The following is a 25,591-nucleotide window of genomic DNA, read 5'->3' on the forward strand; positions in this document are numbered from 1 at the left end:
TTACTCTCAAATCTGCTAATATCACGCAATTCTACCAGTTAGCTGAACAAGGCCACATGCGGGTGCATCATTCACCACCATTTCACCTCACAATTTTAAAGCTTTCGCTCGCGATCCTGCCCGGTTTTGCCGTGGCGCAAACGCCGCAGAGCACGCCCGAACCGCCGATTTTTATCGAAGCTGATCAGGCCAATGTGCAGGAAGGCGATTACACCGAGGCCAAAGGCAATGTCATCATCACCCGCGATACGCTGGAGGTAAAGTCCGACTGGGTCAAATACCAGCAACAAACCGATATGGTGCACGCGGGCGATCAGGTGATCCTGAACAAGGATGGCGACACACTCACCGGGACACGCCTTGATATTGCCGTCACCGCGCGCGAAGGCGAGCTGGAAAACGCCACTTATCTGATGGGGCAAGGCCTTGCGCGTGGCGAAGCGGTCAAAATCCTGTTTGAAGGCAAGGACAAATACCGCATCCAGACTGGTTCGATCACCACCTGCACGCCCGAACAAAACGCCTGGCATCTGCATGCCAAGGAAATGCAGCTCGACTATACGCAAAATTATGGTCAGGCCTGGCATGGCTGGCTGGAGTTTCAATCTGTCCCCGTTTTCTACTACCCGTGGATGGATTTTCCGCTCGATGGCGGCCGCAAAACGGGCTTTCTGATGCCCAATATCGGCTACAGCAGCAGTAATGGTCTGGAGTACAGCCAGCCGTTTTACTGGAATATTGCCCCCAACTATGACGCAACAATCACGCCGAGCTATTTGGGCGAACGCGGCGTGATGCTCGGCGGCGAGTTTCGCTATCTGCAACCTAGCTACACCGGCAGCATCAGGGCCGAAGGCATTGATGATCGCAAAGACCATGATCGCCGCTACAGCGTTGCACTCTCACACAGCCATCTGCTGGCAGACCGGCTCCGGCTTGATCTGACATACCAGAAAGTCTCCGACGATTATTATTTCAGCGATTTTAGCGACCGGCTGGCCGTTGCCTCGCAAGTCAATCTTGAGCAAGGCGCTTTACTTTCGTATAGCGGCAGCAACTGGTCCAGCTATTTGCGCGTACAGCAATATCAGACACTGCAAAGTAGAACCACGCCAGTCGATGAACCCTACGCGCGCTTGCCACAATGGTATGGCAGCTATTCACCCAAACTGGGTGGCGGGACTGAAACGCAGTTTAATGCCGAATTCACCCGTTTTACCCACGACAAAAAAATCCAGGGTGATCGCACGTGGATCTATCCCAGCATGAGCCTGCCACTGGCCAATGCCTACAGCTTTATCACACCCAAGCTAGGTCTGCATGCAACGCATTACCGCAATGAAAGCGCATCAGGCCGTGATCTGGGTACTGAAAGCCGGGTGTTGCCGATTGCCAGCGTCAATACCGGTCTGTTCTTCGAACGCGAAGGCCAGCTGTTTGGCAGCAAGATTTTGCAAACACTGGAGCCTCAGCTCTACTACCTGTATGTGCCATTCAAAGATCAGTCCAAGCTGCCCAATTACGATAGCGGCACGACCGACCTGTCGTGGTCATCACTGTTTGCTGAGAATAAGTACTCAGGCAATGACCGCATTAATGACGCAAATGAAATTACCCTGGCGCTCAATTCACGTATTTTTGCCGACGAAGATGGCGTTGAGCGCTTTTATGCCGGACTAGGGCAAAGGATTTATTTCAAATCCCCCAAGGTGGGAATTGATTCAAATCGCGAATCGAACTCGGAAAAATCGTCCGATCTGTTATTGACGCTGGGCGGCCAGCTACCCTACGACATCCGTGCCAACTACACATTGCAACAGGATATTCGGCACGATAAAACGGCCCGCGCCGATCTGAATTTCAACTGGTCACCGGGTGCCTACAAAACACTGAATCTACGCTACAGCGTTAACCGTACCGCCAATACCGAACAGCTGGACGCCAGTGGACAATGGCCGCTGGGCGGTGGCTGGTACGGTGTAGCCCGCTATAATTACTCGCTCAAGGATAATCAGGCGCTAGAGACCCTGGCCGGACTTGAATACAATGCAGGTTGCTGGGCTCTGCGCCTGGCTGCGCAGCGTTATGTCACCACCGACAGCAAGTACAAAACAAATTACTTTATTTTGCTCGACCTTGGCGGATTGGCCGGGATAGGGATGAACCCCATTTCCGTGTTGCGGCAATCCATTCCTGGCTACGCCAACACTTACTCTTCGCCCAAACTGCGTTAATAGGCATACCGTATGACATTTGCTCTGAATTCAGCTAAGAAACTCAGCTCCACTTTGCGCATTCTGCCTTTACTGGCCGTCTTGCTCGGCAGCACCGTGCAGGCGCAGGTGCTTACCGTTGATCGTGTCGTGGCAGTAGTCGATCGCAATGCCATTACCCAGATCGAGCTGGAGCGCAAACTCGGCACGATCAAGGCCAATCTTGAGCGTCAGCAAGTCAAGCTGCCACCGGAAGACGTTTTGCAGCAGCAGGTGCTCGATCGCATGATCATGGATCAACTGCAGCTGCAGTACGCCGAAAAAACCGGTCTGCGTGTCGATGATCGCCAGCTGGAAGCGAGCATTACCCGCTTGAGCGAGCAAAATAAACTCTCCCCCGCCGCGTTTCGCAAACAGCTGGAGGCCAATGGCGTTAGCTGGCGCGAGTTTCGCGATGATATCCGGCAGGAAATCCTGCTGGCGCGCCTGAAAGAGCGCGAAGTCGATAGCAAAGTGGTCGTAACCGAATCGGAAATTGACGACTACCTGCGTATTTCAGCCGGCAAAGCCAAAATGGAATACGAATTGGCGCAAATCCAGATCAATATTCCGGAAAACGCCACACCGGAGCAGATTGCGGCCAAGCGCGCCCGCATCCAGGCCGCACGGCAGGAAATCGAAGCGGGCAAATCATTTGCCACCGTGGCCGCCAGCTACTCCAATGACGCCAATGCCACCAAAGGCGGCGTGCTTGGCTGGCGCCCTGGCGCAGCCTTGCCACCGGCGTTTACCAGCCTGCTCGACAAACTGCAGCCGGGCGAATACACCGATATTGTCCGCACCCCTGTGGCGTTTCACCTGTTCAAGCTGCTGAACAAACGGGCGCAAGAACAGCGCGTGATCGTCAAGCAAACACGGGCACGCCATATTCTGATCCGCAGCAATGAAGTGGTGTCCATGACCGAAGCGCGGCAGAAATTGCTCCAGATGCGTGATCGCATTCAGGGCGGCCAGGATTTTGCCGTGATGGCCAAATCTTTCTCTGACGACGCCAGCGCCAGCAATGGCGGCAATCTGGGCTGGCTCAATCCGGGTGAAACCGTGCCTGCCTTTGAAGAGGCCATGGAGGCGCTGGCGATTAATGAAGTCAGCATGCCCGTGCAATCGCCATTCGGTTTTCACCTGATTCAGGTGCTTGAGCGCCGTGATCAGGACGTCACTCAGGAACAAGCCCGCTCTAAAATCCGTCAGGAATTGGCCCAGCGCAAAGCCGAAGAGCAGTATGACGACTGGCTGCGCCAATTGCGTGATCGCTCGCGCATTGTCATTCGCCTGAAGGATGAATAATGCCGGCATTGAGTAAACCACTGGCGGTTACCACCGGAGAGCCTGCAGGTATTGGCCCGGATATCACGATACAGATGGCATTGGGCGGCATACCCCACCCGATAGTGATTCTGGGCGATCGCCAGCTTTTACTCCAGCGCGCCGCGCTGCTCGGCCTGGACTGCGGCCAGATCGCAGCCTGGCTCGACTACGATGCCCAGCAGTCGCCCCCGCCTGCGGTGGCGATTTTGCATTGCCCTCTTAAAACCCCGGCGATTGCCGGCCAGCTTGATCCAGCCAATGCGCAATACGTGCTGGATCTGCTCGATCGCGCAACGCAAGGCTGTGTGTCCGGCGAATTTGCCGCCATGGTCACTGCGCCGATCCACAAAGGCGTAATTAACGAAGGCATTCACGCCAACAACCAGGGGTATTTCTCCGGACACACTGAATACCTTGCCGAACAGACACATACCCCACAGGTGGTGATGATGCTGGCGGGCGAGTATGGCAGCGAGAAAAAATCAATCCGCGTGGCACTAGCCACCACGCATTTACCACTGAAAGACGTCGCCAGCGCGCTCAATGCGGCATCGCTCACAACCACTTTGCGTATCCTGCACGCCGATTTGCGCAGCAAATTCGGCATTGCCGAGCCGCGTATCATTGTCGCAGGCCTGAATCCGCACGCCGGTGAATCCGGCCATATGGGGCGCGAAGAAATCGACATCATCATTCCGGTACTCGAAGCCTTGCGCGGCGAGGGAATGAAGCTGATCGGCCCGCTACCGGCAGACACGCTATTTAATCCACCCATTCTGGCGCAGGGCGATGCGGTATTGGCGATGTACCACGATCAGGGTTTGCCGGTGCTCAAATTTGCCACCTTTGGCGCAGGGATCAATATCACACTCGGCCTGCCGATTATCCGCACCTCGGTCGATCACGGCACGGCGCTCGATCTGGCAGGCACCGGCAAAGCCGATATCGGCAGCCTGATTGCGGCCACGAAACTCGCCGCCGAATTATCAACCCATTCATAAAAGCATCCCGGACAGGTACGCACGGAGCATATCGGCCCCGCGCCCGCAGCCTGCTTCGTGGAGCAAGGAATCAAAACCATGGCACACATTCCACGCAAACGTTTTGGACAAAACTTTTTGCAAGACCAAGGCGTGATTGCCAGCATTATCAATGCAGTTGATCCGCACAAGGAAGACGCGATTGTCGAAATCGGGCCCGGTCTGGCAGCGCTGACTATCCCGCTGATGGCACGCATCCCGACGCTGCATGTGGTTGAAATCGACCGCGACATCGTGGCGCATTTATCGGCACGCTACACGCCTGAGCAACTGGTCATCCACAATTGCGATGCGCTGATGTTCGACTTTGGCGCCTTAGCACGCGAAATTGCGCCGGGTGGCCGCATTAAACTGGTTGGCAACCTGCCCTACAACATCTCAACGCCGCTACTGTTTCATCTGGCCAGCTTTGGCGATGTGATTTACGACATGCATTTCATGCTGCAAAAAGAAGTGGTCGATCGCATGGTGGCTGAGCCCGGCACCACCGATTACGGCCGCCTGTCCATCATGCTGCAGTATCGCTATCTGATGGATCATATCCTTGACGTGCCACCAGAAAGCTTCGATCCGCCGCCGAAAGTTGATTCAGCCGTGGTGCGCATGGTGCCTTACGATGTACTGCCACATCCGGCCAAGGACGAAGAACATTTGCGCAATTTGGTGCAAACCGCTTTTGCACAGCGACGCAAAACCATCCGCAATAATCTGAAAGGCATCGCCAACGACGAGGTGCTGGCCGCAGTAGGAATCGAGCCAAGTATGCGACCAGAAAACGTCAGCGTGGCACAGTACGTCGCGCTATCGAACGCGCTGGTCAAATCATAGGGATTTCCCCGCTAGGCTTGACGCCCGGAAGATTGCAAAATCAAAGGCTTGATTGATGAATACAGACACCACCATGATCCGCTTTCAGCAAGTTAATAAATGGTATGGCCCGCACCACCATGTATTAAAAAACCTCAACCTTGAAGTCAAACAGGGTGAGGTGGTTGTGGTGTGCGGCCCGTCGGGTTCGGGCAAATCTACGCTGATTCGAACGATCAACCAGCTGGAAGCCATCAATGACGGTGAAATCTGGGTTGACGGCGTACAGGCCAACAATCCGAAAACCAATATCAACAAATTGCGCGAAGAAGTCGGCTTTGTTTTCCAGCACTTCAATCTGTATCCGCATCTGTCGGTACTGGAAAACATCACGCTGGCACCGATCCAGGTCAAGAAGCAATCGATCGAACAAGCCAATGCCAAGGCGCTGGAGCTACTCGAGCGTGTCGGGCTGGCCCATAAAAAAGACGCCTATCCGAGCAATTTATCGGGTGGGCAGCAGCAGCGCGTGGCGATTGCTCGCGGGCTGGCGATGAATCCGCGCGTCATGCTGTTTGACGAGCCGACCAGCGCGCTCGACCCGGAAATGATTGGCGAGGTGCTAGAGGTGATGAAGTCACTCGCCGAATCGGGAATGACCATGATGGTAGTGACGCACGAAATGGGCTTTGCCCGCGAAGTGGCCGACCGGATTCTGTTTCTGGATCAGGGTGAAATTCTGGAAGACACGACACCCGAAGCGTTTTTCACCCAACCCCAAACCGAGCGCGCCAAACAGTTCCTGCGCCAAATTCTGGCACCGATGCATCAATAAATAGCAGGGGTATATTTATTTAAATCAATGATTAATTAGGTTTCAATCATATACCCCATTAGTATTTAGCTTTCTGCTTTTCTGGACTACCATACAAATTATGGTGGTTTTGAGAGTCAATTATGAAGTGCTGCATTGCCCTCCTTCTGCTGGCCAGCAGCCATCTCAGCCTTGGCAGCGAGAAAGTCATTGTATATACCCAGTACGACTCACCCCCTTTCTGGTCTGCTGACTCGGGCTTGAGCCATGAATTGGTCAAAGAACTCAGTGCCCGCAGCAAAAATCGCTATCAGTTCGAAATCCAGATCACACCGCGCAAGCGCATTGATCTGATTCTGGAAGATCCGCACTGGCAAGGACTCATCCCGTGGTCCAGCCCTAGCTGGTTTCAGGATGCAAAACAACAACGCTACCTCTGGTCAGCGCCACTGTTTCGCGATGCCGACTTGGTAATCAGCCATGTGCCGCTCGACTATACAGGTTCATACAGCCTGCACGGCAAAGTCTTGGGCGGCATACTGGGACACCGGTATAGCGAGCTGGAAGCGGATATTGCGGCCGGGAAAATCATCCGGGATGACGCGCCCAATCAGCCAAGTAATTTGAAAAAACTGCGCAGCCTGCGGGTGGATGTGATTTTCATCCCCAACAGCAGCTGGGGAGAGCTGCGGCTCAAATCCCCCGAGCAGCTCCGCGGCTTATGGGTGGCCAATCAGGTCAGAAATACCTACGAGCGGCGGATTTTGCTTAGCCCGAACAATCCGGAGCTGGCCAGATACGTGCAGGCCACAGTCCTTGATCTTGCTAAAGATCAGAAGTGGCAACAGAAAATAGCCCCTTACCACTTCAACAGCCCGGCGGCGCACTAAAGCCCTACATCTTGGCCTGCAAGCCCAGCCGCATCCATAGCTCGGCGACACCGGGTGGAACGGGCTGGCTAAAGTAAAAGCCCTGCATAAAGTTAACGCCCAGCCCCTGCAAAAAGCGCACGGTTTCCAGGCTTTCAACGCCTTCAATGACCAGATCCAGCTGCAGGCCTTGCGCCATCTGGGCAATCGCCTGCATCACGCGCCGCCCTTCATCGGTGTGCAGGCGCTGGGCAAACGAGACATCAACCTTAAGCATCTGGGCGGGCATATCGTGCAGTTGCGACAGAGATGAATATCCGGTGCCAAAATCATCAATCGCGAGCACAAAACCGGCGTCGCTCAACTGACGCAAATGCCGCATCTGGCGGGCATAATCGGTCAATGCAACGCTTTCGGTAATCTCCACAATCACATCGCTGGGGCGCAGTTTGAAATTCGCCAGCCGCTCGACCAGCGTGGTAACAAAGGTTGGCAAATACAGCTGGCTGCGCGAGACATTGATCATCAGCTTCTGGCTCAAGCCCGATTCGCGCCATTCGCGCAATTTGGCAAAAGATTGCAGCATGATCTGTTCGGACAATTCCTGAATCAGGCCAACCTTCTCTGCCATCGGGATAAACAGCTCAGGGCTGATCCAGCCACTTTTGTCGTCCATCCAGCGCGCTAGCGCTTCAACGGCAATAATGTCCCCGCTGCGAGCGTTGACAATCGGCTGATAAAAAACCTGCAGGCCGCCATGCCGGATGGCGCTGGACAGGCGCGACTGAATCGCCACATGCTCACGCCCCAGCGCTTTCAAATGCACAATGTCACTGTAGAAGCACACACTATTACGCCCGGCATGCTTGGCGTGATACATCGTGTGATCGGCAGCTGAAAGCAGCTCTTCGCCACTTTCGGCATTATCGGGATAGATGGCAAAACCGACGGAGATGGTCGGCTGGGTTTCCATGCCGTTGATCAGCATGCTTTGCCTTGCCGACAGGCGCAATTGCTCGGCAATCTGTGCCAGCTCGCGCTGATCTGCCAGATCGGGAATCAGCGCGACAAACTCATCACCACCCCAGCGGGCGAGTACGGCGTTGTCAGGCAAGGCATCGCGCAGGCGCTGCGAGAGCAGCACCAGCAGATCATCGCCGGTTTTATGGCCAAAAGCGTCGTTAATCTGCTTGAAATGATCCAGATCGACAAAACCCAAACCCACTTTGCGCTGTGCACGGGCGGCTTCATCAATGGCACGGTGGATTTCCGTATCAAGCAGCAGACGATTCGGCAAACGGGTCAGCCCGTCATACAGCGCCATCTGCGTAATATTCTGCTCGTTCAAGTGCGCCACCGTCACATCACGCACCACACCACGCAGCGCAGTGGCGCGCTCATCCGGGCCAAAGTGCGTAACCAGACGCAATTCAACCCAGATAAAGTCATGATCGGCTCGCAGCAGACGGAAACGGACGCTGCTGGCTTCGCGCGACTGCAGCTGCCGCTCGATCAGCTGCGTCACCAGATTCAAATCTTCCGGGTGTACCCATGAATACAGCGTGCGCCCCAGCTCGGCACTTAAATCACGCGGTTCAAGTGCACGCAGCTGCCCCCAAGCGCTGGTGACTTCGGTCAGTACGCCGTTGGGCAAAACATCCACAATCGCTTCGTCGAGCAGATTCAGCGTTTCGAGCAGGGTTTTCTTGCGCGCAGCATCGTGCATTAGCGCCGAAACGTCTTGCAGCAAGACCACCACGCTGCGCTGATGCTCAACGCCAACAGGCTGCATGCGCACCAGTAAACAGACATTCTGCTGCGGCAAGACGCAATTGAACTGCTTGCTGCTTTGCCCAGCCAGTACCTGCGGCAGGCTGCGGATCAGCTCGTGCGCCAGCTCATAGGGCAGCACAGCAGCCATCGGCCTGTCGAGCAGGGTTTCGCCGGCGGGCAAGGCCGGATGGCCTGACCAGACATGCCGGATCACACCATGCGCATCCAGCTCGAAGACCATATCCTGCGTTGCGCCCACCAAGGCACGCAGCCGATGCTGGTTGGCCAGCGATTCGGCTTCCAGCTTGGCCTTGCCCAGCGCCTGGGCAATGTGATTGGAGAGCATGGCCAGCAGTCTTAGCTCGATGGTGTCACGCTGACGGCTATCGCTATCGTTGAGAAAGGCCAGAAAACCAAACAGCTCGCCGCCTTGCAGCAAGGGAATACAGAGCAGCTGGCGTATGCCCACCTGCGCGAGCAACATTTGCTCGGCCAGTGGCAATTCAAGCAGCGATTTATTGAGCACCATACCAACCGCTAGGGTATCTGCCAGCAGAGCATACTGATCATAGTCCAGCGACAAAAACGGGGTGGGGGTATATTCAAGCAAACGGCAATCGGGATCCCGCCACGCGGCAACCAGCTTGGCCAGCTTGCCTTGCTCATCATTCAGATACAAACCGGTCATGCTGCTGCGCGAGGCTTGCCCCAAGACCTGCAGCATATCCACCAGACAGTCCGGATCATGCGCAGCGCTTAAAATGCTGACCACGCTGTCAAACGCATTGAAGTAAGTATGGTAAGTCCCCAAGGCTTGCTGCTCGGACATTGCCAAACCGGAAAAAACAATCGAATCGGACAAAGGAGACCTCGGGTCAAAAAATAGTCAGCTTGTGTCAAGCCAAGGTAAAACGGGAACTCTTCCGAATTCCCGCTAGGCTGCGCAATTACTCTTTTGCCGGAGGCGGGATCAGCACTTCGCTGTAACCGCACTCCTTCTGTGGACACACTTTTTCAGTCCCACGGCGCTTGGTGACCTTGATCGTCATAATCGGCCATTTGCACTGCGGGCAGCTTTCTGCCACCGGCGGGTTCCACGTTGCATATTTGCAATCAGGATAGGTATTGCACGAATAGAACATCTTGCCGTAGCGGCTTTTGCGCTCGATCAGGCTGCCTTTATGGCATTCCGGGCATTCAATGCCGGTATCTTTTGGCTTTTCCAGCGGCTCGATGTGTTTGCACTTCGGATAGTTGGAGCAACCGATAAACTTGCCGTAACGACCCACCTTGATGTGCAATGCCGATTCACACTTCGGACAAGTACGATCGGGTACCACTTCAGGCTCTAACGGCGCTGCATTCGGATCATCGCCAATATTGCGCGTGTAATCGCATTCCGGGTACGAACTACAGCTAATAAAGCGACCACGACGACCGAGACGAATCGATAGTTTATGCTTGCCACATTTCGGACAATCTTCATCCATCGCTTCGTGTGTGACTTCGGCACGCGATAAAGCCTGCTTTTCTTCGCATTGCTTATGGAATTTCTTCCAGAATTCATCCAGTACCGGAACCCATTCGCGTGAACCGGTTGAAATCTCGTCGAGTTTGTCTTCCAGCTTCGCGGTGAAATTGTAATCCACGTATTGCGTGAAATGCTCGGTCAGGAATTTATTCACCACTTCGCCGGTATCGGTTGGCGTGAAGCGCTTTTTATCCAAAATGACGTATTCGCGATCTTTGAGCGTGTAAATAATCGACGCATACGTGGAAGGACGACCAATACCGAACTCTTCCAGTGATTTAACCAAGCTCGCCTCGGTAAAGCGCGGTGGTGGCTGCGTGAAGTGCTGCTCGCCGTAAATTTTCTCTACCGGCAAGGCATCACCTTCGGTCAGAACTGGCAAGCGTGCTTCGTCTTCATCGTCTTCAACATCATCAGCATCTTCCTGATACACGGCAATAAAGCCGGGGAATACCAGCGTTTGCCCCGTCGCGCGGAACAAATTCTCTGCGCCGCCAACGGCAATATCAACGGCGACTGTATCGAACTTGGCCGGCGTCATCTGACACGACAGCGTACGCTTCCAGATCATTTGGTAGAGCTTGAATTGCTCGGGCGACAAGAAGGTTTTCACCGATTCTGGCGTGCGCAGAATCGAAGTAGGGCGAATCGCTTCGTGCGCTTCTTGCGCGTTTTTCGCTTTATTCTTGTACGTAATCGGCGCGTTCGGCAGATACTCTTTGTCGAAATTGCTCGAAATATAATCTCGAATCTCGGCCAGCGCATCGTTTGACAAGGCGACCGAGTCGGTACGCATATAGGTGATCAGACCGACCGTTTCACCACCGAGATTCACCCCTTCATACAGCGATTGCGCCGTGCGCATTGCTCTATCGGTGGTAAACCCGAGTTTTCGTACCGATTCCTGTTGCAGCGTCGACGTTGTAAAAGGCGCAGTTGGGCTGCGCGATTTCTTTTTCTTTTCGACCGAATGAACCACAGCTTCTTTGCCGGCGAATCCATTCAGGATACTTGTTTGCTCTGCTTCGTTCGGAATATCGAACTGATCGAGTTTTTTACCTTGCCAAGTGGTGAGCTTGGCGGCCACTTTGCTGCGGCCTTTTTTAGTATCAAGGTGAATCGTCCAGTATTCCTGCGCAGTAAACGCACGAATTTCGATTTCACGCTCACAGATTAGTCGTAACGCCGGGCTTTGTACGCGCCCGGCCGACAAACCGGTACGCACTTTGCGCCACAGCAGCGGAGACAAATTAAAACCAACCAGATAATCGAGCGCACTTCGTGCTTGCTGGGCATTAACGAGGTTGAAATCCAGATCGCGCGGATTGGCCACCGCATTCAAAACTGCGCTTTCGGTAATCTCATGAAAGACCACGCGCTTGAATTGTTTTTCTGGCTTGAGTAATTTTTTGGCTTTCAGGATTTCCAGAATATGCCAAGAAATTGCCTCACCTTCGCGGTCCGGATCGGATGCGAGATAGACGTTATCGGCTTGTTCGACCGCCTCGCAAATCGCGTCAACGTGTTTTTTATTTTTGTCGATCACCTGATACTTCATTTTGAAGTCGTTTTCAGGATCAACCGAACCATTTTTACGGACTAGGCCGCGCACGTGACCGTAGGAAGCCAAGATCTGGAAATCTTTGCCTAAGTATTTTTGCAGCGTCTTCGCCTTGGATGGCGACTCTACGATTAAGAGATTTGCGGGCATGGTTCCCCGTTATTTTAGATTCAATAGTTTTAATGGTCTTTGTGCCCAATGATGGCGCTTTAATTAATGCAGCGCTGCACCATCGCGGCCAAAGAGGAGGTCTTCGATCAGGAGATTAGACAATGCATCCCGCTTTTGCCAAATCACCATCAGTACAATCAGTTTAATCCGCTCGGCACTCACTTCGCCTTCGGGCTCGCGCCAGACACGATCAAGCACCAGCTCGCGCTCACCTGCGCTTAATATTTTTGCCGCATCCAGTGCAAACAGAAACTGGGCAGCTTCATCGCTAAATCGGGCCAACTCCATTGGTTGCAAGCTGCGCAATGCGCCGGAATGCGTATCCAGAGCGCGATAGGGCGTGACATCAATCTGCTTTAACTCTCCCAGCCAGGCCAGAGCATCATGAATATCTTCGCCTTCAAATCCGGCCAATGACAGTTTTTTGGCCAATTGTGAGACATCGGGCAGGCCATCTGCGTTATAAAACTGCTCAAAAAGGTAGGCCAGCACTTCTAGCATAATCAGCTTTTTACAGCGCCTGCCAGCCTTTGGTAGCGATTACCCGGCAAGCAAGACAACTGCCCTTCTAATTCCAAACCCAACAGAATCGCGCACAGCGCCTCACTAGTCAAGCCAGTCAGCTCAATCAGTGAGTCAAAATCAACCGGATCCCAACCCATTTTGCCCAATATCGGATCGACATCACTTGCTCTTTTGGCCTTCTTGGCAGGTGCTACAGTAGCGTGCTCGGGCAAAGCAAACAGAGAAAGCGGCGCAGCCAGTTCTTCGAAAATATCAGCCCCCGATTCGACGAGTTTGGCACCATTCTTAATCAAGTGATGACAGCCTTTGCTCAGCGGAGAATGAATTGAACCGGGGATAGCAAAAACTTCACGCCCCAAATCAACCGCCTGACGTGCGGTAATCAGTGAGCCACTACCAAGCGCAGCTTCAACCACCAGGCAACCCAGACCTAAAGCGGCAATCATCCGGTTGCGGCGCGGAAAATGCTCGGCCTTCGGTGGGGCACCCAATGCCAGCTCGGATAAAATCAAACCCTGAGCAGCCAGTTGATGCGCCAACTCCCGATTGGATGCGGGATAAACCCGATCAAGCCCGGTACCGACAATAGCAATGCTAGATCCAGCTGCGCTGAGCCCACCGCGGTGCGCCGCAGCATCAATACCACTGGCCAAGCCACTAATGATGCAGATTCCTTGGGTTGAGAGGTGTTGCGCAAAGGCTTGGGCATTTTGCAGACCTTGCATACTCGCATTACGGCTGCCGACGACACTCAAAGCGGCTCGCTCCAGCAAGGCAAGATGACCCTTGGCATAAATCAGGGCTGGCGGATCAGGTAAATTCAGCAGTTTTTTAGGATAGGACTCATCGGCCAGAGTCAGAATGACATGGCCTTCTTTCGAGAGCCAGTCCAGCGTTAAATCGATTTGAGCTTGGGGGATTTGATTTGCGGCCGCGTGGATGGCCTCGGCCACCACAGGAGACACGTACTGCGCCAGTCTATTTTTGCTCGCAGCAAAAATGGCCGCGGGCTCACCCAGAGCCCGCAAAAGTTGAATCTGCCCCCGCGCGCCCAGCCCATTAACTAGACTGAGGCGCAACCAGAGTAGCAATTCATCAGGATGCAATTACTCCTCCGTGTAAGCTGCTTCTGCGCGAACCACATCACCCACGTTCACGGGCTGTGTGCTATCGAGCACCAATGCATAGGAAAGATTAGGAAAAACGCGGTAAACAAACAGGTTGGCGTTCTTGATCGGTGGCGTTAAGCGATCTGGTTCAGTTTGTTCTTCTTTCTTGATCGCACGTGGCGCTTTGTAACTAAAGAAAACTGTTCCCAGGTCAACACCATCCAAAGCACCTTTATTAAGCACGACCGTCATCAGGGAGCCCACGTCGGCTACACCAGCATAAGATGAGGCTACTTTGCCTTCCATCGCCTGCGCAGGCAAATGCGGGGCATAGTTCAGAAATGTTCTTTCTGGTGATTTAACCAAACGGTCACCGATCTGGATTTCGCGGGAGTTTGAGACCACATTCAAAGTGACAACATCGCCGGAACGATTGATGCGCACGTCGCCCAAATAGGTCACCTCCATTCCCAAAAGTAGTTTTGGCTGGTCAGGATCCATGATTTCTTTACCCTGGCGGAACACTTGGAATGTCTCTCCCGCCTCGGCCTCAGGCAAACCTACTGCATAAATTTGATCACCAGCGGTATACATCACGCGGTTATCGGGGCCTGCAGCGATGCGCGGTGCAGCCTTGAAGCTGGCCATATCCATAATCAACGGTTTGTACAGGAAGGGCTCAATCGACGTCATGGCAATACTTGGCGTTGCATCGCCATCCAGGCTGGAAATACGAATACGCGGGCTAAGTTTGCCATTACCACCACGTCCGTCAGCTTTTGCGTTCTTTAGCAGGCGCAAACATGGCTTGCCATTACAATTGCCCAGTACAATAACGTCACCGGGGTAAATCCAGTGCGGGTTTTTGATTTCGGCTTTGTTCAAGCGCCAGATTTCCGGCCAGCGCCACGGCTGCTTCAGAAATTTGCCCGAAATATCCCACAAAGTATCGCCTTTCACGACTACGTAGCTGTCGGGCGCATTATCAGCAAGCTTGAGCTCATCAGCGGTTGCGGTACCTGTGATAAAACCGGCAAGCAAAAGAAAGGATATAATTGATTTACGCATAGTGTGAGCCCAGTTCTCGCCGCTAGCGCGACAAGTGATTTTCGACTTGGATAGGATCAGTGCAGTAAAATGCCGCCCTATTCAAATATCTATATGATGAATTAAGCTTAAGCAATAATTTAACCGATTCTGCAGTATAAACTTTTGGTCTAGCAAGCAAAAATGGCAATTCTTAATATTCTGCACTACCCCGACGAGCGTTTGCACACAGTTGCGCAGCCAATCACCGAATTTGATGCAGCTTTACAACGGCAAATTAATGATATGGCCGAAACAATGTACGCTGCGCCAGGCATCGGTCTTGCCGCCACCCAGGTGGATTATCACAAACGGCTGGTCGTGATCGACATTTCGGAAAACAAAGACGCTCTGCTGGTGCTCGTCAATCCGGAAATTATAGAGCGCGACGGCATCACCACCTATGAAGAAGGTTGCTTGTCTGTGCCCGGCATTTATGAAGAAGTCGAGCGTGCCGAGCGCGTCAAGGTCAAGGCACTGAATGCACAAGGGCAGCCATTTGAATTTGACGCCGATGGCTTGCTCGCCATTTGCGTTCAGCACGAAATCGATCATCTGGACGGCAAGGTATTTGTCGAAAAGCTCTCGCGCCTCAAACTCAATCGCATCGTCCAGAAGCTGAAAAAACGCAAAGCGATGTAAATCCAAGCGGGCCTCTGGCCCGCGATTTTTTGATAGCGAGTGTGATTGACTTATGAAAATAATCTTTGCCGGCACGCCCGATTTTGCCGCCAGCGCCCTGCAAGCTTTAATTGATGCAGGCCATGAGATTGCCCTGGTGCTAACCCAACCTGATCGCCCGAGCGGGCGCGGCATGAAGCTGACTGCGTCAGCAGTAAAAGAAGTCGCAGTCGCTAACCAGATCCCTGTGTATCAGCCGGAAAAACTGCGCACCGCCGAGCAGCAAGAACCCCTACAGGGTATTGACGCAGACATCATGGTAGTTGCTGCCTACGGGATCATACTCCCCCAATCTGTGCTCGACCTACCCCGCCTTGGCTGCCTGAATATTCACGCCTCGCTCTTGCCGCGCTGGCGTGGCGCAGCGCCGATCCAGCGGGCGATTCTGGCTGGCGACACTGAAACCGGTATTACGATTATGCAAATGGATGCCGGGCTCGATACCGGCGATATGCTGTCAATTCACCGCACGGCCATTGAGCCCACCGATAACGCCACCAGCTTGCACGACAAACTGGCCATCAAAGGCGCGCAAGCCATCGTCGCTGCGCTAGCCGATTTGCCACCATTACAAGCCCAGCGCCAAGTTCAGCCTGCAGCTGGCGTGACCTACGCCGAAAAGCTGAAAAAAGAAGAAGCACAAATCGATTGGCAGCAGAATGCCGTGCAACTTGATCGCATGATCCGCGCCTTTAACCCCTTCCCCAGCGCACAGAGCAACTGGCAAGGGCAGGCGGTTAAAATCTGGCAAGCCAGCGTCTGCGATGGACAAGGCCAGGCCGGGCAGATTCTGGCGCTGGAAAAAGACGCGATTGTCGTTGCCTGCGGCGCGGGCGCATTGCGGATCACCGAGCTGCAAAAAGCTGGCGGCAAACGACTGGGCGCACAAGCTTTTTTAAGCGGCAATGAATTGAGCATTGGTCAGTTTTTCGGCCAGTAAGCAACACAACCAACTGGGTATATTGATGCAGACCATATTAAACAATGACCTCATGGATATACCCAAGCCACTGGATGCCTGAATGTTAGTAACACAAACCCTCGCCTGCGAAACCGTCTATGCGGTGCTGTCCGGGCAAAATCTGACCGAAGCACTGAATACCACTTGGCGCCAAAACCCCAGTATCACGCCACAGCAGCGCGGCGCAGTGCAGGACATCGCCTACGGCACGCTGCGCCATCTGGGCTTACTTGAGGCCTTGCTCAATACGTTGGCGAGCAAACCGCTCAAAGAGCTGGAGCTCAAGGTTTTGCTGCTAACAACGCTGTATCAGTTGCAATTTACCCGCGCTGGCGCGCATGCCGTCGTTGATCATGCGGTGAATGTGGCGGCCAAGATTGGTCAGGGCAAAGGCAAAGGGTTGGTCAATGCGGTATTGCGCAGCTTTTTGCGCCAAAAAGATGAATTAGTCACCGCTGCACAAAAAAACGAACGTGCCAAGTTCAACCACCCGAAATGGTGGATGACCGAAATGAAAAACGCCTACCCCAAGCAGTGGCAACAAATCTTGCAGGCCAACAATCAGCACCCGCCGATGACCTTGCGTGTTAACCGCCGCCATTGCGATGCCGATCACTATCTGACGCTACTGGGTGAATGCGGCATCGGCGCACGCCGCCTGGGCGACTTCAGCATTCAGCTGGATAAGGCCCAGCCGGTCGATGCGCTGCCGCATTTCTTTGACGGCTGGGTATCGGTACAAGACTGGGGTGCGCAGGCTGCCGCGCATTTACTTGATGTTAAAGATGGTATGCGTGTGCTGGATGCGTGCGCTGCACCGGGCGGAAAAAGCGGCCATATTCTGGAATTGGCCGCTGTTGAACTCACCGCCATTGACGCCGATGCTGGCCGCCTCAAGCGCGTCGATGACAATCTGGCACGCCTTAATCTAAGCGCTAAAGTGCTGGCTGCCGATGCCAGCAATCCTGCCGCGTGGTGGGATGGCAAACCGTTTGACCGCATTCTGGCCGATGTGCCCTGCTCGGCCACCGGCGTGGCGCGCCGCCACCCCGATATCAAATGGCTACGCCGCCCTGAAGACTTTGCTGAATTCGCCCGTCAACAAGAAAAAATGCTGGATGAACTTTGGCCGCTCATAGCGTCAGGCGGCAAACTCCTGTACGCTACGTGCTCCGTGTTTCCGGCGGAAAACACATTGTCCGCCGAAGCCTTTGCCCGCCGTCACCCTGATGCACGGCGTGAGGAGCTAAGTTCCGAGCATATTCCGGCTGATCTGCTAGATGGTCAGTTGCTACCCAATTCTGAGCATGATGGTTTCTTTTACGCATTATTTACTAAGGTCAATTAACACCGCGACCTTGTGGTGCTGGCGCCTGATCGGCGCCAGCTTGCTATTGCTGCTAGCTTTGCAGGTACAGGCCGCGCAGATCAAGAACCTTAAATCCGAAGCGGAAGTGATTCCACCGCGTATCGAACTCTTTGCCAAATACAGCATTACGCTCAATCCCGATCTGGAAGACGCGTTAAAAAACGGTCTGACACTCCCTTTCGTTTACGAATTCAAACTCAGCAAACCCAGGATGTACGCCTGGTACAGACAAGTAGCTGAAGGATTCGGCCCCAATGCCCAGCTCACGCAAAGATTGAGCTACCAGCCACTGACTAAACAGTACCGCATTGCAACTGGCGGAGTTGCCCGCCATTTTGGCAGCCTGGAAGAAGCCTTGCTGGCGCTGGGACAGATCAAAAACTGGTCGGTTCTGGATGGTAGCGATATTGCCGCCGAAGATTTTGCCGGACGGCTGCGCTTGCGGCTCGATAGCTCGAAGCTGCCCAAAACCTATCAGGTCAGCACCATCGGTAATACCAATTGGCAGCTTGAATCGGGTTGGTCCGATATTCAATTGCGCCGCAATGGCGAAGCGGAGGCGGTGCAGTGAAACGCTGGCTGTTGATTCTCGGCTGCCTAGCCACTGTGCTGCTCTTTCTGCTGGCAACGGCATCGGGCAATACGTCAAGGTTTTCGGAATATTACGCTCAGGTACTGGGCTTAAATATTGCACTGCTGATCGGCATGGCGCTGCTGGTTGGCACCCGCCTGACCCGACTGGTCAAACGCGTCAAGCGCAAGGTATTCGGCTCCCGCCTGACGCTGCGCATGGTGCTGATGTTTGCGCTGGTGGCGGTGCTGCCTGGAGCGCTGGTCTACACACTCTCGGTGCAATTTCTGAATCGCTCGATTGAAGCCTGGTTTGATGTCCGCGTCGATAATGCGCTGGATCGCGGGCTGAATCTGGGCCGCAATGCCATTGATTTCCAGCTGGACGAACTAGAGCGCAAGGCCAGCGTCATAGCCTGGGATATCCACGACAATAACGCCAGCTCGCTACTACCACGCCTGTCCAAACTGAGCGAGCAAACCGGCGTGCAGGAAATGACGCTGTTTGACGACAACAACCAGCTCTATGCCAATATTGGTAATGAATTCGCCTCCCTGATTCCCCACTTGCCCTCGCGCGACCTGATTCGCGAAGCGCTGCGCGGCAGCTACAAAGGTATCGAGAAAGCCGATCATGGCGGGCTGATGATGCGAGTGATTGTGCCGCTACCGGAAGGTAATTTCGCCAATCGCACCCGTCTGCTGCAGCTGATGCAGCCGGTGCCGGAACAGCTGGCCAAAGATGCCGAACTGGTCGAGCAGGTTCGCAGCGACTACAAACAGCTCGCCCAGTCCCGGCAGGGGCTGAAAATGATCTACAGCCTGACACTCACCATCGCACTCACCATCGCACTACTAGGCGCGCTGGCGCTGGCCATTTACCTCTCGGACAAACTAGCAGCACCGCTGAGTGTGCTGGCTGCGGGGACTCGCGCGGTGGCGCAGGGCGATTTTACCCAGCAGCACCCGGTTATCAGCCGCGACGAGCTGGGTATTCTGACGCATTCGTTTAATCGAATGACACGCCAGCTGGCCGATGCCCGCGACAAGCTGGAAGAGAACCAGGCAGAACAGGCCGAGGCCAAAGCCTATGTCGAGGCGATTCTGGGCTCACTCTCGGCTGGCGTTTTGTCGTTTGACGAAGAATGGCAGCTGCAATCGGCCAACCAGAGCGCGCTACGCATTCTGGGGCTGGACCCCGAACGGATTATGGGCGAACCACTGTCGCGCTGGAACGAAAGTTATCCGGCACTGACCGCTTTTGCCGCGCACACCATCCACGGTTTTTTATCCGAGGATGAAGTCTGGCAGCGGCAAATTGAGCTGGCCGATGAAAAACGCGTCTTGCTGGTACGCGGCACCCGCCTGACGCAAATCATCGACGGCGCAGAAGACCTGCACGGCTATGTACTGGTTTTCGACGACATTACCGAACTGCTCTCGGCGCAGCGCGATGCCGCCTGGGGTGAAGTCGCCCGCCGATTGGCGCATGAAATCAAAAATCCGCTCACGCCTATCCAGCTTTCCGCCGAGCGGATGGAAATCAAATTGGTGGATAAACTCGATCAAACAGGTGCAGAATTCCTTACCCGCAATACCCAAACCATTATCAAACAGGTCGCCGCGCTCAAACAGATGGTCGATGCTTTCCGCGATTATGCGCGCAAGCCATCGGGCAAAAAGAAGCCGCTGGACTTTATGGAGCTGGTCAAGGAAGTGCTGGTTTTGTACGAAGCCTCGCCGGTGATTCGCGAATTCAGGGTGCATGATTCGCTCATGGTCAACGGCGATGCCACGCATTTGCGACAGGTGATTCACAACCTGCTGCAAAACGCGCAGGACGCGATTGTCGAGGCCGAAGAAAAACAGATTTGCCTTATTCTCGAAAAAGACGAAAAATGGGCGCGTCTTTATATCGAAGATAGCGGCAAAGGCTTCCCGGCCGATTTGCTCCCGCGCGTTTTTGAGCCGTATGTCACGTCAAAAACCAAAGGAACAGGCCTGGGTTTGGCCATTGTGAAAAAAATTATTGAAGAACATCACGGGCGGGTTCAGGTGGGCAATGCCACTGGCGCTTACGTTCGGATCGAGTTGCCGCTCTGGGAGGAAACAATAAGTGGTTAATCAAGAAATTCTGATCGTTGATGATGAAGTTGGCATTCGCGAGCTTTTATCCGAAATCTTGCTGGACGAGGGGTATAGCGTTGCACTCGCTGAAAATGCTGAGGCTGCACGTCAATACCGTAATCAAGCTGAACCCAAGCTGGTCTTGCTCGATATCTGGATGCCCGATACTGACGGCGTCACCCTGCTCAAGGAGTGGGCGCGCAATGGTCAGCTGACCATGCCCGTGGTGATGATGTCGGGGCATGCCACCGTTGATACCGCCGTTGAAGCCACCCGCATTGGCGCGCTTGATTTCCTAGAAAAACCCATCGGCTTGCAAAAACTGCTGGCAGCAGTGAAACGGGCTTTTGCCCAACCGGCCAACCCGGTAAAGCCGACGCAGGGCCTGCAGAGCCTCGGCAATAGCAGCACAATCAATGCGCTGCGCGAGGCACTTGACCAAGTTGCAAGCCAGTCCCTGCCCCTGATCTTGACTGGCGAACCTGGCGCCGGTTTTGAAGCCTGCGCCCGCCACCTGACCAAAACCGGCGGCGGCTTTGTGGCCCCTAATTCGAACGAAGAGCTGGCACTGCCACCGCAGGACATGCTGACCCGCGCGACAGGCGGTACGATCTTCGTGCGCGATATTGCCTGGCTTGATCGAAAAGCCCAGACCGGCTTGCTGAACCTGATCCCTAAACTGGAAAAACACAAAATCCGGCTGATCACCGCATCAACGCGCCCACTGGATCAGTTGACCAATCAGATCGAGCCCGAGCTGCTGCGTCAGCTGACACAAATTATTGTGCCAGTCCCTGCACTGCGCGAACACGCCGAAGATATTCCGGCGCTGGCAGAAAACTTGCTCTCACAAACCGTCGCCGCCAACAAGCTAGGCGTACGCCGCTTTTCCAAATCGGCGTTGCAACTATTAAGCCAGCAAGACTGGCCGGGCAATATTGACCAGCTGGCCAACGTGGTCAAAAGTCTGGCCCTAACCGGCCGCGATGGCGACATTGATATTCTGCCGGTGAGCCGCCTGCTGGCGCAGCTCTCGCCCGAGTCGCAAGTGGCCACGACCGAAGTGCAGCAAGCGATGCCGCTGCCACAAATCGATCTGGATTTACCGCTGCGGGAAGCGCGTGATCAATTCGAGCGTTTTTATCTGGAGCGTCAGATTGAGCTTTCGAATGGCAATATGAGCCGGGTTGCTGAACGCATCGGGCTGGAACGCACACATCTGTACCGGAAACTGAAACAGCTGGGGATACAAATGCCCCGCAAATTACGCAATCTCGAAGAAGCGTAATTTGCCCACAGCACGCCGACGAAGCCCCCCCATCGTCGGCGTTTTTGTTTGTGCAGCTGGCAAGCTGGAGTGACAATTGCCCAATATTCTGATTCTCGGCGCAGGCCGGGTTGGCACCTCGGTGGCCGAGCAACTGGTGCGAGAAAATTACAGCGTCACCATTGTGGACGACAATCCACACAATCTGCAGCCACTGGCCGACAAACTCGATTTGCGCACCGTACAGGGCCATGCGGCCAATCCGCTGACGCTGGCAGGCGCTGGCGCAGCCGATGCTGATCTGCTGCTAGCGGTGACGCCGTCAGACGAGCTCAATATGGTGGCGTGCAAAATCGCCCAGACGCTGTTTAATATTCCAACCCGGCTGGGGCGAATCCGCGATCAGGATTTGCTGGCCCGTCCCGAGCTGTTTAACGACGATGGTTTCGCCATCGACCACATTATTACCCCCGCGCAGATTGTGACCGATTTGCTGGCGCGGCTGGTTGAATGCCCCGAAGCTTTGCAGGTGCTCGACTTTGCCCAAGGCCGCGCCAAAATGGTCGCGGTACGCGTCGAAGCGGGCGCGCATATGGACGGCAAAGATCTGGCCACGCTGGCGCAATATCTGGACAAAATTGATTGCCGCGTGGTGTCGATTTACCGCAAAAACAAGCGCATCTCTCCCGACGGTGGCACCACGCTCAGCGTCGGTGATGAAGTGTTCTTTTTGGCTGCCAGCAAGGATATCCGCGCCGTGATCGGGCAATTGCGCGCCAACGAGCGTGCAATCAAGCGCATCACCATTTGCGGTGGCGGCAATGTCGGCTATCGGCTGGCCATGGCGCTGGAAAACGACTATCAGGTCAAAATCATTGAAATCAATCGTGAACGCGCGCAATGGCTGGCCGAACACCTGCCCAATGCGCTGATTTTGCGTGGCGAAGCCACCGATGAAAACCTGCTCGACAATGAACAGATTGACCGGTGCGATCTGTTTCTGGCGATCACCTCGGACGACGAAGACAATATCATGTCGTCCCTGCTCGCCAAGCAAATGGGCGCACGTAAAGTGGTCGCGATTATCAATCGCTCACGCTATGTCGATCTGTTGCAGGGCGGCAAAATCGACGTGGCCATTTCTCCGGCGCAAGCCACGATTGGCGCACTGCTGGCGCACGTTCGCCAGGGTGATATTGTCGCGGTACACAGCCTGCGCCGTGGCGAGGCCGAAGCGATCGAGCTGATTGCGCACGGCGATAAAAACAATTCGCGCGTCATCGGGCGGCGTGTGGAAGAAATCAAACTGCCGCAAGGTGCCAATCTGGCAGCGCTGATTCGGGGTGACAAGGTCATCATGGCCCACCACGACACCGTGATCGAAAACGAAGACCATGTGATTGTGTTTATCGACAACAAGCAGCATATCCGGGCGATTGAGCAACTGTTTGCCGTCAAAATCGGGTTTTTCTAAATGACGCTGTCACAACGCCTGCTCCCAACTATCAATGTCCTTGCGCGCGTTTCGGCGCTGTTTTCGCTGTCAATCATTGTGCCTATCGCTGTCGCCTGGTGGTATGAGGACGCTGGCTTATGGCCGTTTATCGACGCACTGGCGGGCTTGCTGCTCGTTAGCCTGAGTACCATTGCACTCACGCAGCGCTACAAACGCGAAATGCGTTCACGCGATGGCTTTGTACTGGTCGTTGGTGTCTGGAGCCTGCTACCCGCGGTAGCAGCCGTGCCGCTACTCATTTACAACCCGGCCACCAGCTTTACCGACGCTTATTTTGAAACCATGTCGGCGCTAACCACCACCGGCGCCACCGTGTTTACCGGGCTGGACCAGCTGCCGCCGTCAATTAATCTATGGCGGCACCTGCTCAATTGGCTAGGGGGTATGGGCATCATCGTATTGGCTGTCGCCATTTTGCCGCTATTAGGGGTGGGGGGTATGCAGCTATTCAAAGCCGAAACGCCAGGCCCGATCAAAGACAGCAAGCTCACGCCGCGCATCCGCGAAACGGCGCGCAATCTGTGGCTGATCTACGCTGGCCTGACGCTGATCTGCGCCTTGCTACTCAAATACGCCGGCGGCATGAGCTGGCTGGACGCCGTCTGCCACGCATTTGCCGCGCTGTGTCTGGGCGGTTTTTCCACGCACGACGCCAGCGTGGGTTATTTCAATTCGCCGCTGATCGAAGGCATTCTGATTGTGTTTATGCTGCTGGCCGCGACCAATTTTGCCACGCATTATTTTGCGCTATCGGGGCGCAAGCTGTCGGTCTACCTGAAAGACAGCGAGTTCAAAGCCATGCTGGCGCTGATCACGGCGAGCACGCTCTCGCTCGCGGGCTTTCTGTACTGGCAGCAAACCTACCCCGATTATCTGCTCGCGCTAAGGCATGTGGCGTTCAATCTGGTCTCACTGGCCACCGACTGCGGCTTTGCCAGCGTTGATTTTGGCGCCTGGCCGATTTTTGTCCCGCTGGTGATGTTGCTACTTTCCTGCGTTTGCGCCTGCGCGGGCTCGACGGGTGGCGGGATCAAAATGATCCGCACCATGATCCAGGTGCGTGAAGTCTCACGGCAAATGTCATCGCTGCTGCACCCGCAAGGCGTTCACCCGCTGCGCGTCAACGGACAAATTATCCCGAATCAGGTGCTGTTTTCGGTGATGGGTTTTGTGTTTATCTATTTTGCCAGCATTGTGGTGCTGACCTTCGTCCTGCTGCTCTCGGGGCTGGATTTTATCAGCAGTTTTTCGGCCATTATCGCCTGCATCAATAATGCCGGCCCCGGGCTGGGCGAAGTCGGCCCGGCAGGCAATTATCAGGGACTGAACGACTTTCAAACCTGGGTTTGCACCTTCACCATGTTGCTGGGGCGGCTGGAGATTTTCTCGGTGCTGATCCTGTTCACCCGCGCCTTCTGGCGCAGCTGATAGTCGATGAGGGTGCGACACTGAAAATACGGCCTCACCGAGTGCTTGCTTGACCAAGCCAGTTGCACAGGTATTGCCATACAGACCACTAAAGGTAATATCTGCAGCGATATACCCTTGCAACTATCTACTTCCCTAATACCCTGCCTATGAGTCAAACTGTAAGCTTGACCGATGGATACTTTTTTTACCGGCTTTTTGCTCTCGCTGTCTCTGTGTCTCGATATCGGGATTGTGAATGTGGCGATGATTGATGTCACACTCAAATACGGCCGCAAGGCGGCGCTGTGGATGGGTTTTGGTTCCTGCTTTGGCGATCTGTTCTACGCCGTTCTGGCACTGGCCGGGATGAGCTTTTTGCTGCAGTTTGTCTGGGTGCAATGGCTTACCTGGCTCGGTGGCGGCACTTTGCTGCTGTGGCTGGCGTTCAAAATGGCGCGCGAGGCGCTGCGTGACGCAACGCGGGCCGAAACCACGCACCCTGCCCTGCCTAGCCGCCGTCATCTGTTTGGCCGGGGCCTGACGCTGGCGATGGCTTCACCATCGTCGATCCTGTGGTTTGCGGCAGTAGGTGGCACGCTGATTGCGCAGGCTACCGACGGCAGCTGGTTGGGCACGGTGGATTTTCTGGCCGGATTTTTTATCGGCGGCGTAGCGTGGACTATTTTTATTACGCTGGGCGCACACCACGGTGGCAAAACACTGGGCACCCGTTTTCAACAGGGCTGCCATATTGTATCGGCGCTGTTGTATCTGTATTTCGCGCTGCTGGTCATCCGCAACGGCTATCAGGCGCTCGCCTAGG

Annotated in this window: 20 protein-coding genes; 15 read left to right on the forward strand and 5 right to left on the reverse strand. The window is 54.6% G+C overall.

From position 1 onward, the window contains the following. Nucleotides 1-62 precede the first annotated feature (62 nt). From FLS37_RS01025 to FLS37_RS01050, 6 genes are all read left to right on the forward strand, one after another. The gene (locus FLS37_RS01025; protein ID WP_198314435.1) at nucleotides 63-2,234 is read left to right on the forward strand and encodes an LPS-assembly protein LptD; all 2,172 of its coding nucleotides are present in this window, start codon (nucleotides 63-65) and stop codon (nucleotides 2,232-2,234) included. A gap of 12 nt (nucleotides 2,235-2,246) precedes the next feature. Next, nucleotides 2,247-3,560, forward strand: a complete 1,314-nt coding sequence (locus FLS37_RS01030; protein ID WP_157314061.1) for a peptidylprolyl isomerase — start codon at nucleotides 2,247-2,249, stop codon at nucleotides 3,558-3,560. Beyond that, on the forward strand, nucleotides 3,560-4,582 hold the full coding sequence (gene pdxA / locus FLS37_RS01035; protein WP_157314062.1) for a 4-hydroxythreonine-4-phosphate dehydrogenase PdxA: 1,023 nt from the start codon (nucleotides 3,560-3,562) through the stop codon (nucleotides 4,580-4,582). The genes FLS37_RS01030 and pdxA overlap by 1 nt, the downstream gene beginning before the upstream one ends. Before the next feature lie 78 nt (nucleotides 4,583-4,660). Next, entirely contained in the window at nucleotides 4,661-5,449 is a 789-nt protein-coding gene (gene rsmA, locus FLS37_RS01040; RefSeq protein ID WP_157314063.1) for a 16S rRNA (adenine(1518)-N(6)/adenine(1519)-N(6))-dimethyltransferase RsmA, read from the forward strand. Nucleotides 5,450-5,522: 73 nt separating this feature from the next. Continuing rightward, nucleotides 5,523-6,263, forward strand: coding sequence for an amino acid ABC transporter ATP-binding protein (locus FLS37_RS01045; RefSeq protein ID WP_157314192.1), 741 nt, complete (start codon nucleotides 5,523-5,525; stop codon nucleotides 6,261-6,263). 122 nt (nucleotides 6,264-6,385) lie between these two features. After that, a complete protein-coding gene (locus tag FLS37_RS01050; RefSeq protein WP_157314064.1) occupies nucleotides 6,386-7,132 on the forward strand; it encodes an ABC transporter substrate-binding protein in 747 nt (248 codons plus the stop codon). Between the two features lie 4 nt (nucleotides 7,133-7,136). Here FLS37_RS01050 and FLS37_RS01055 read toward each other — a convergent pair whose 3' ends face one another. From FLS37_RS01055 to FLS37_RS01075, 5 genes are all read right to left on the reverse strand, one after another. Then, nucleotides 7,137-9,746, reverse strand: a complete 2,610-nt coding sequence (locus FLS37_RS01055) for an EAL domain-containing protein (RefSeq protein ID WP_157314065.1) — start codon at nucleotides 9,744-9,746, stop codon at nucleotides 7,137-7,139. Nucleotides 9,747-9,831: 85 nt separating this feature from the next. After that, nucleotides 9,832-12,126, reverse strand: coding sequence for a type I DNA topoisomerase (gene topA / locus FLS37_RS01060; RefSeq protein ID WP_157314066.1), 2,295 nt, complete (start codon nucleotides 12,124-12,126; stop codon nucleotides 9,832-9,834). A gap of 63 nt (nucleotides 12,127-12,189) precedes the next feature. Continuing rightward, nucleotides 12,190-12,648: a DUF494 domain-containing protein gene (locus tag FLS37_RS01065; RefSeq protein ID WP_157314067.1), complete on the reverse strand. Its 459-nt coding sequence runs from the start codon at nucleotides 12,646-12,648 to the stop codon at nucleotides 12,190-12,192. A 2-nt stretch (nucleotides 12,649-12,650) separates the two neighbouring features. Beyond that, complete coding sequence (dprA, locus tag FLS37_RS01070; RefSeq protein ID WP_157314068.1) at nucleotides 12,651-13,778, reverse strand: DNA-processing protein DprA; 1,128 nt, start codon at nucleotides 13,776-13,778, stop codon at nucleotides 12,651-12,653. Continuing rightward, the gene (locus tag FLS37_RS01075) at nucleotides 13,779-14,849 is read right to left on the reverse strand and encodes a LysM peptidoglycan-binding domain-containing protein (protein WP_157314069.1); all 1,071 of its coding nucleotides are present in this window, start codon (nucleotides 14,847-14,849) and stop codon (nucleotides 13,779-13,781) included. It lies immediately after the preceding gene. A gap of 162 nt (nucleotides 14,850-15,011) precedes the next feature. On the opposite strand from FLS37_RS01075, the gene def reads away from it, so the two are divergent. The 9 genes from def to FLS37_RS01120 all read left to right on the forward strand — a co-directional run bounded on the left by def (nucleotide 15,012) and on the right by FLS37_RS01120 (nucleotide 25,590). Further along, a complete protein-coding gene (gene def / locus FLS37_RS01080; protein ID WP_157314070.1) occupies nucleotides 15,012-15,509 on the forward strand; it encodes a peptide deformylase in 498 nt (165 codons plus the stop codon). A gap of 52 nt (nucleotides 15,510-15,561) precedes the next feature. Continuing rightward, nucleotides 15,562-16,488 (forward strand): methionyl-tRNA formyltransferase, encoded by a 927-nt coding sequence (fmt, locus tag FLS37_RS01085; protein ID WP_157314071.1) that lies wholly within the window; start codon nucleotides 15,562-15,564, stop codon nucleotides 16,486-16,488. 82 nt (nucleotides 16,489-16,570) lie between these two features. Continuing rightward, the gene (gene rsmB / locus FLS37_RS01090; RefSeq protein ID WP_157314072.1) at nucleotides 16,571-17,857 is read left to right on the forward strand and encodes a 16S rRNA (cytosine(967)-C(5))-methyltransferase RsmB; all 1,287 of its coding nucleotides are present in this window, start codon (nucleotides 16,571-16,573) and stop codon (nucleotides 17,855-17,857) included. A 10-nt stretch (nucleotides 17,858-17,867) separates the two neighbouring features. Next, complete coding sequence (locus tag FLS37_RS01095; RefSeq protein WP_157314073.1) at nucleotides 17,868-18,449, forward strand: DUF4390 domain-containing protein; 582 nt, start codon at nucleotides 17,868-17,870, stop codon at nucleotides 18,447-18,449. Beyond that, nucleotides 18,446-20,572: an ATP-binding protein gene (locus FLS37_RS01100; protein ID WP_157314074.1), complete on the forward strand. Its 2,127-nt coding sequence runs from the start codon at nucleotides 18,446-18,448 to the stop codon at nucleotides 20,570-20,572. Before FLS37_RS01095 ends, FLS37_RS01100 begins: the two co-directional genes overlap by 4 nt. Then, complete coding sequence (locus FLS37_RS01105) at nucleotides 20,565-21,863, forward strand: sigma-54 dependent transcriptional regulator (RefSeq protein WP_157314075.1); 1,299 nt, start codon at nucleotides 20,565-20,567, stop codon at nucleotides 21,861-21,863. The genes FLS37_RS01100 and FLS37_RS01105 overlap by 8 nt, the downstream gene beginning before the upstream one ends. A gap of 76 nt (nucleotides 21,864-21,939) precedes the next feature. Continuing rightward, complete coding sequence (gene trkA, locus FLS37_RS01110; RefSeq protein WP_157314076.1) at nucleotides 21,940-23,316, forward strand: Trk system potassium transporter TrkA; 1,377 nt, start codon at nucleotides 21,940-21,942, stop codon at nucleotides 23,314-23,316. Then, a complete protein-coding gene (locus FLS37_RS01115; protein ID WP_198314436.1) occupies nucleotides 23,317-24,786 on the forward strand; it encodes a TrkH family potassium uptake protein in 1,470 nt (489 codons plus the stop codon). A 174-nt stretch (nucleotides 24,787-24,960) separates the two neighbouring features. Continuing rightward, nucleotides 24,961-25,590 carry a LysE family translocator gene (locus FLS37_RS01120; protein ID WP_157314077.1) on the forward strand — a complete coding sequence of 210 codons (630 nt, stop codon included), beginning with the start codon at nucleotides 24,961-24,963 and terminating at the stop codon, nucleotides 25,588-25,590. The last annotated feature ends 1 nt before the right edge of the window (nucleotide 25,591 follow it).

This window comes from Chitinibacter sp. GC72, assembly GCF_009760905.1.
Classification (GTDB): domain Bacteria; phylum Pseudomonadota; class Gammaproteobacteria; order Burkholderiales; family Chitinibacteraceae; genus Chitinibacter.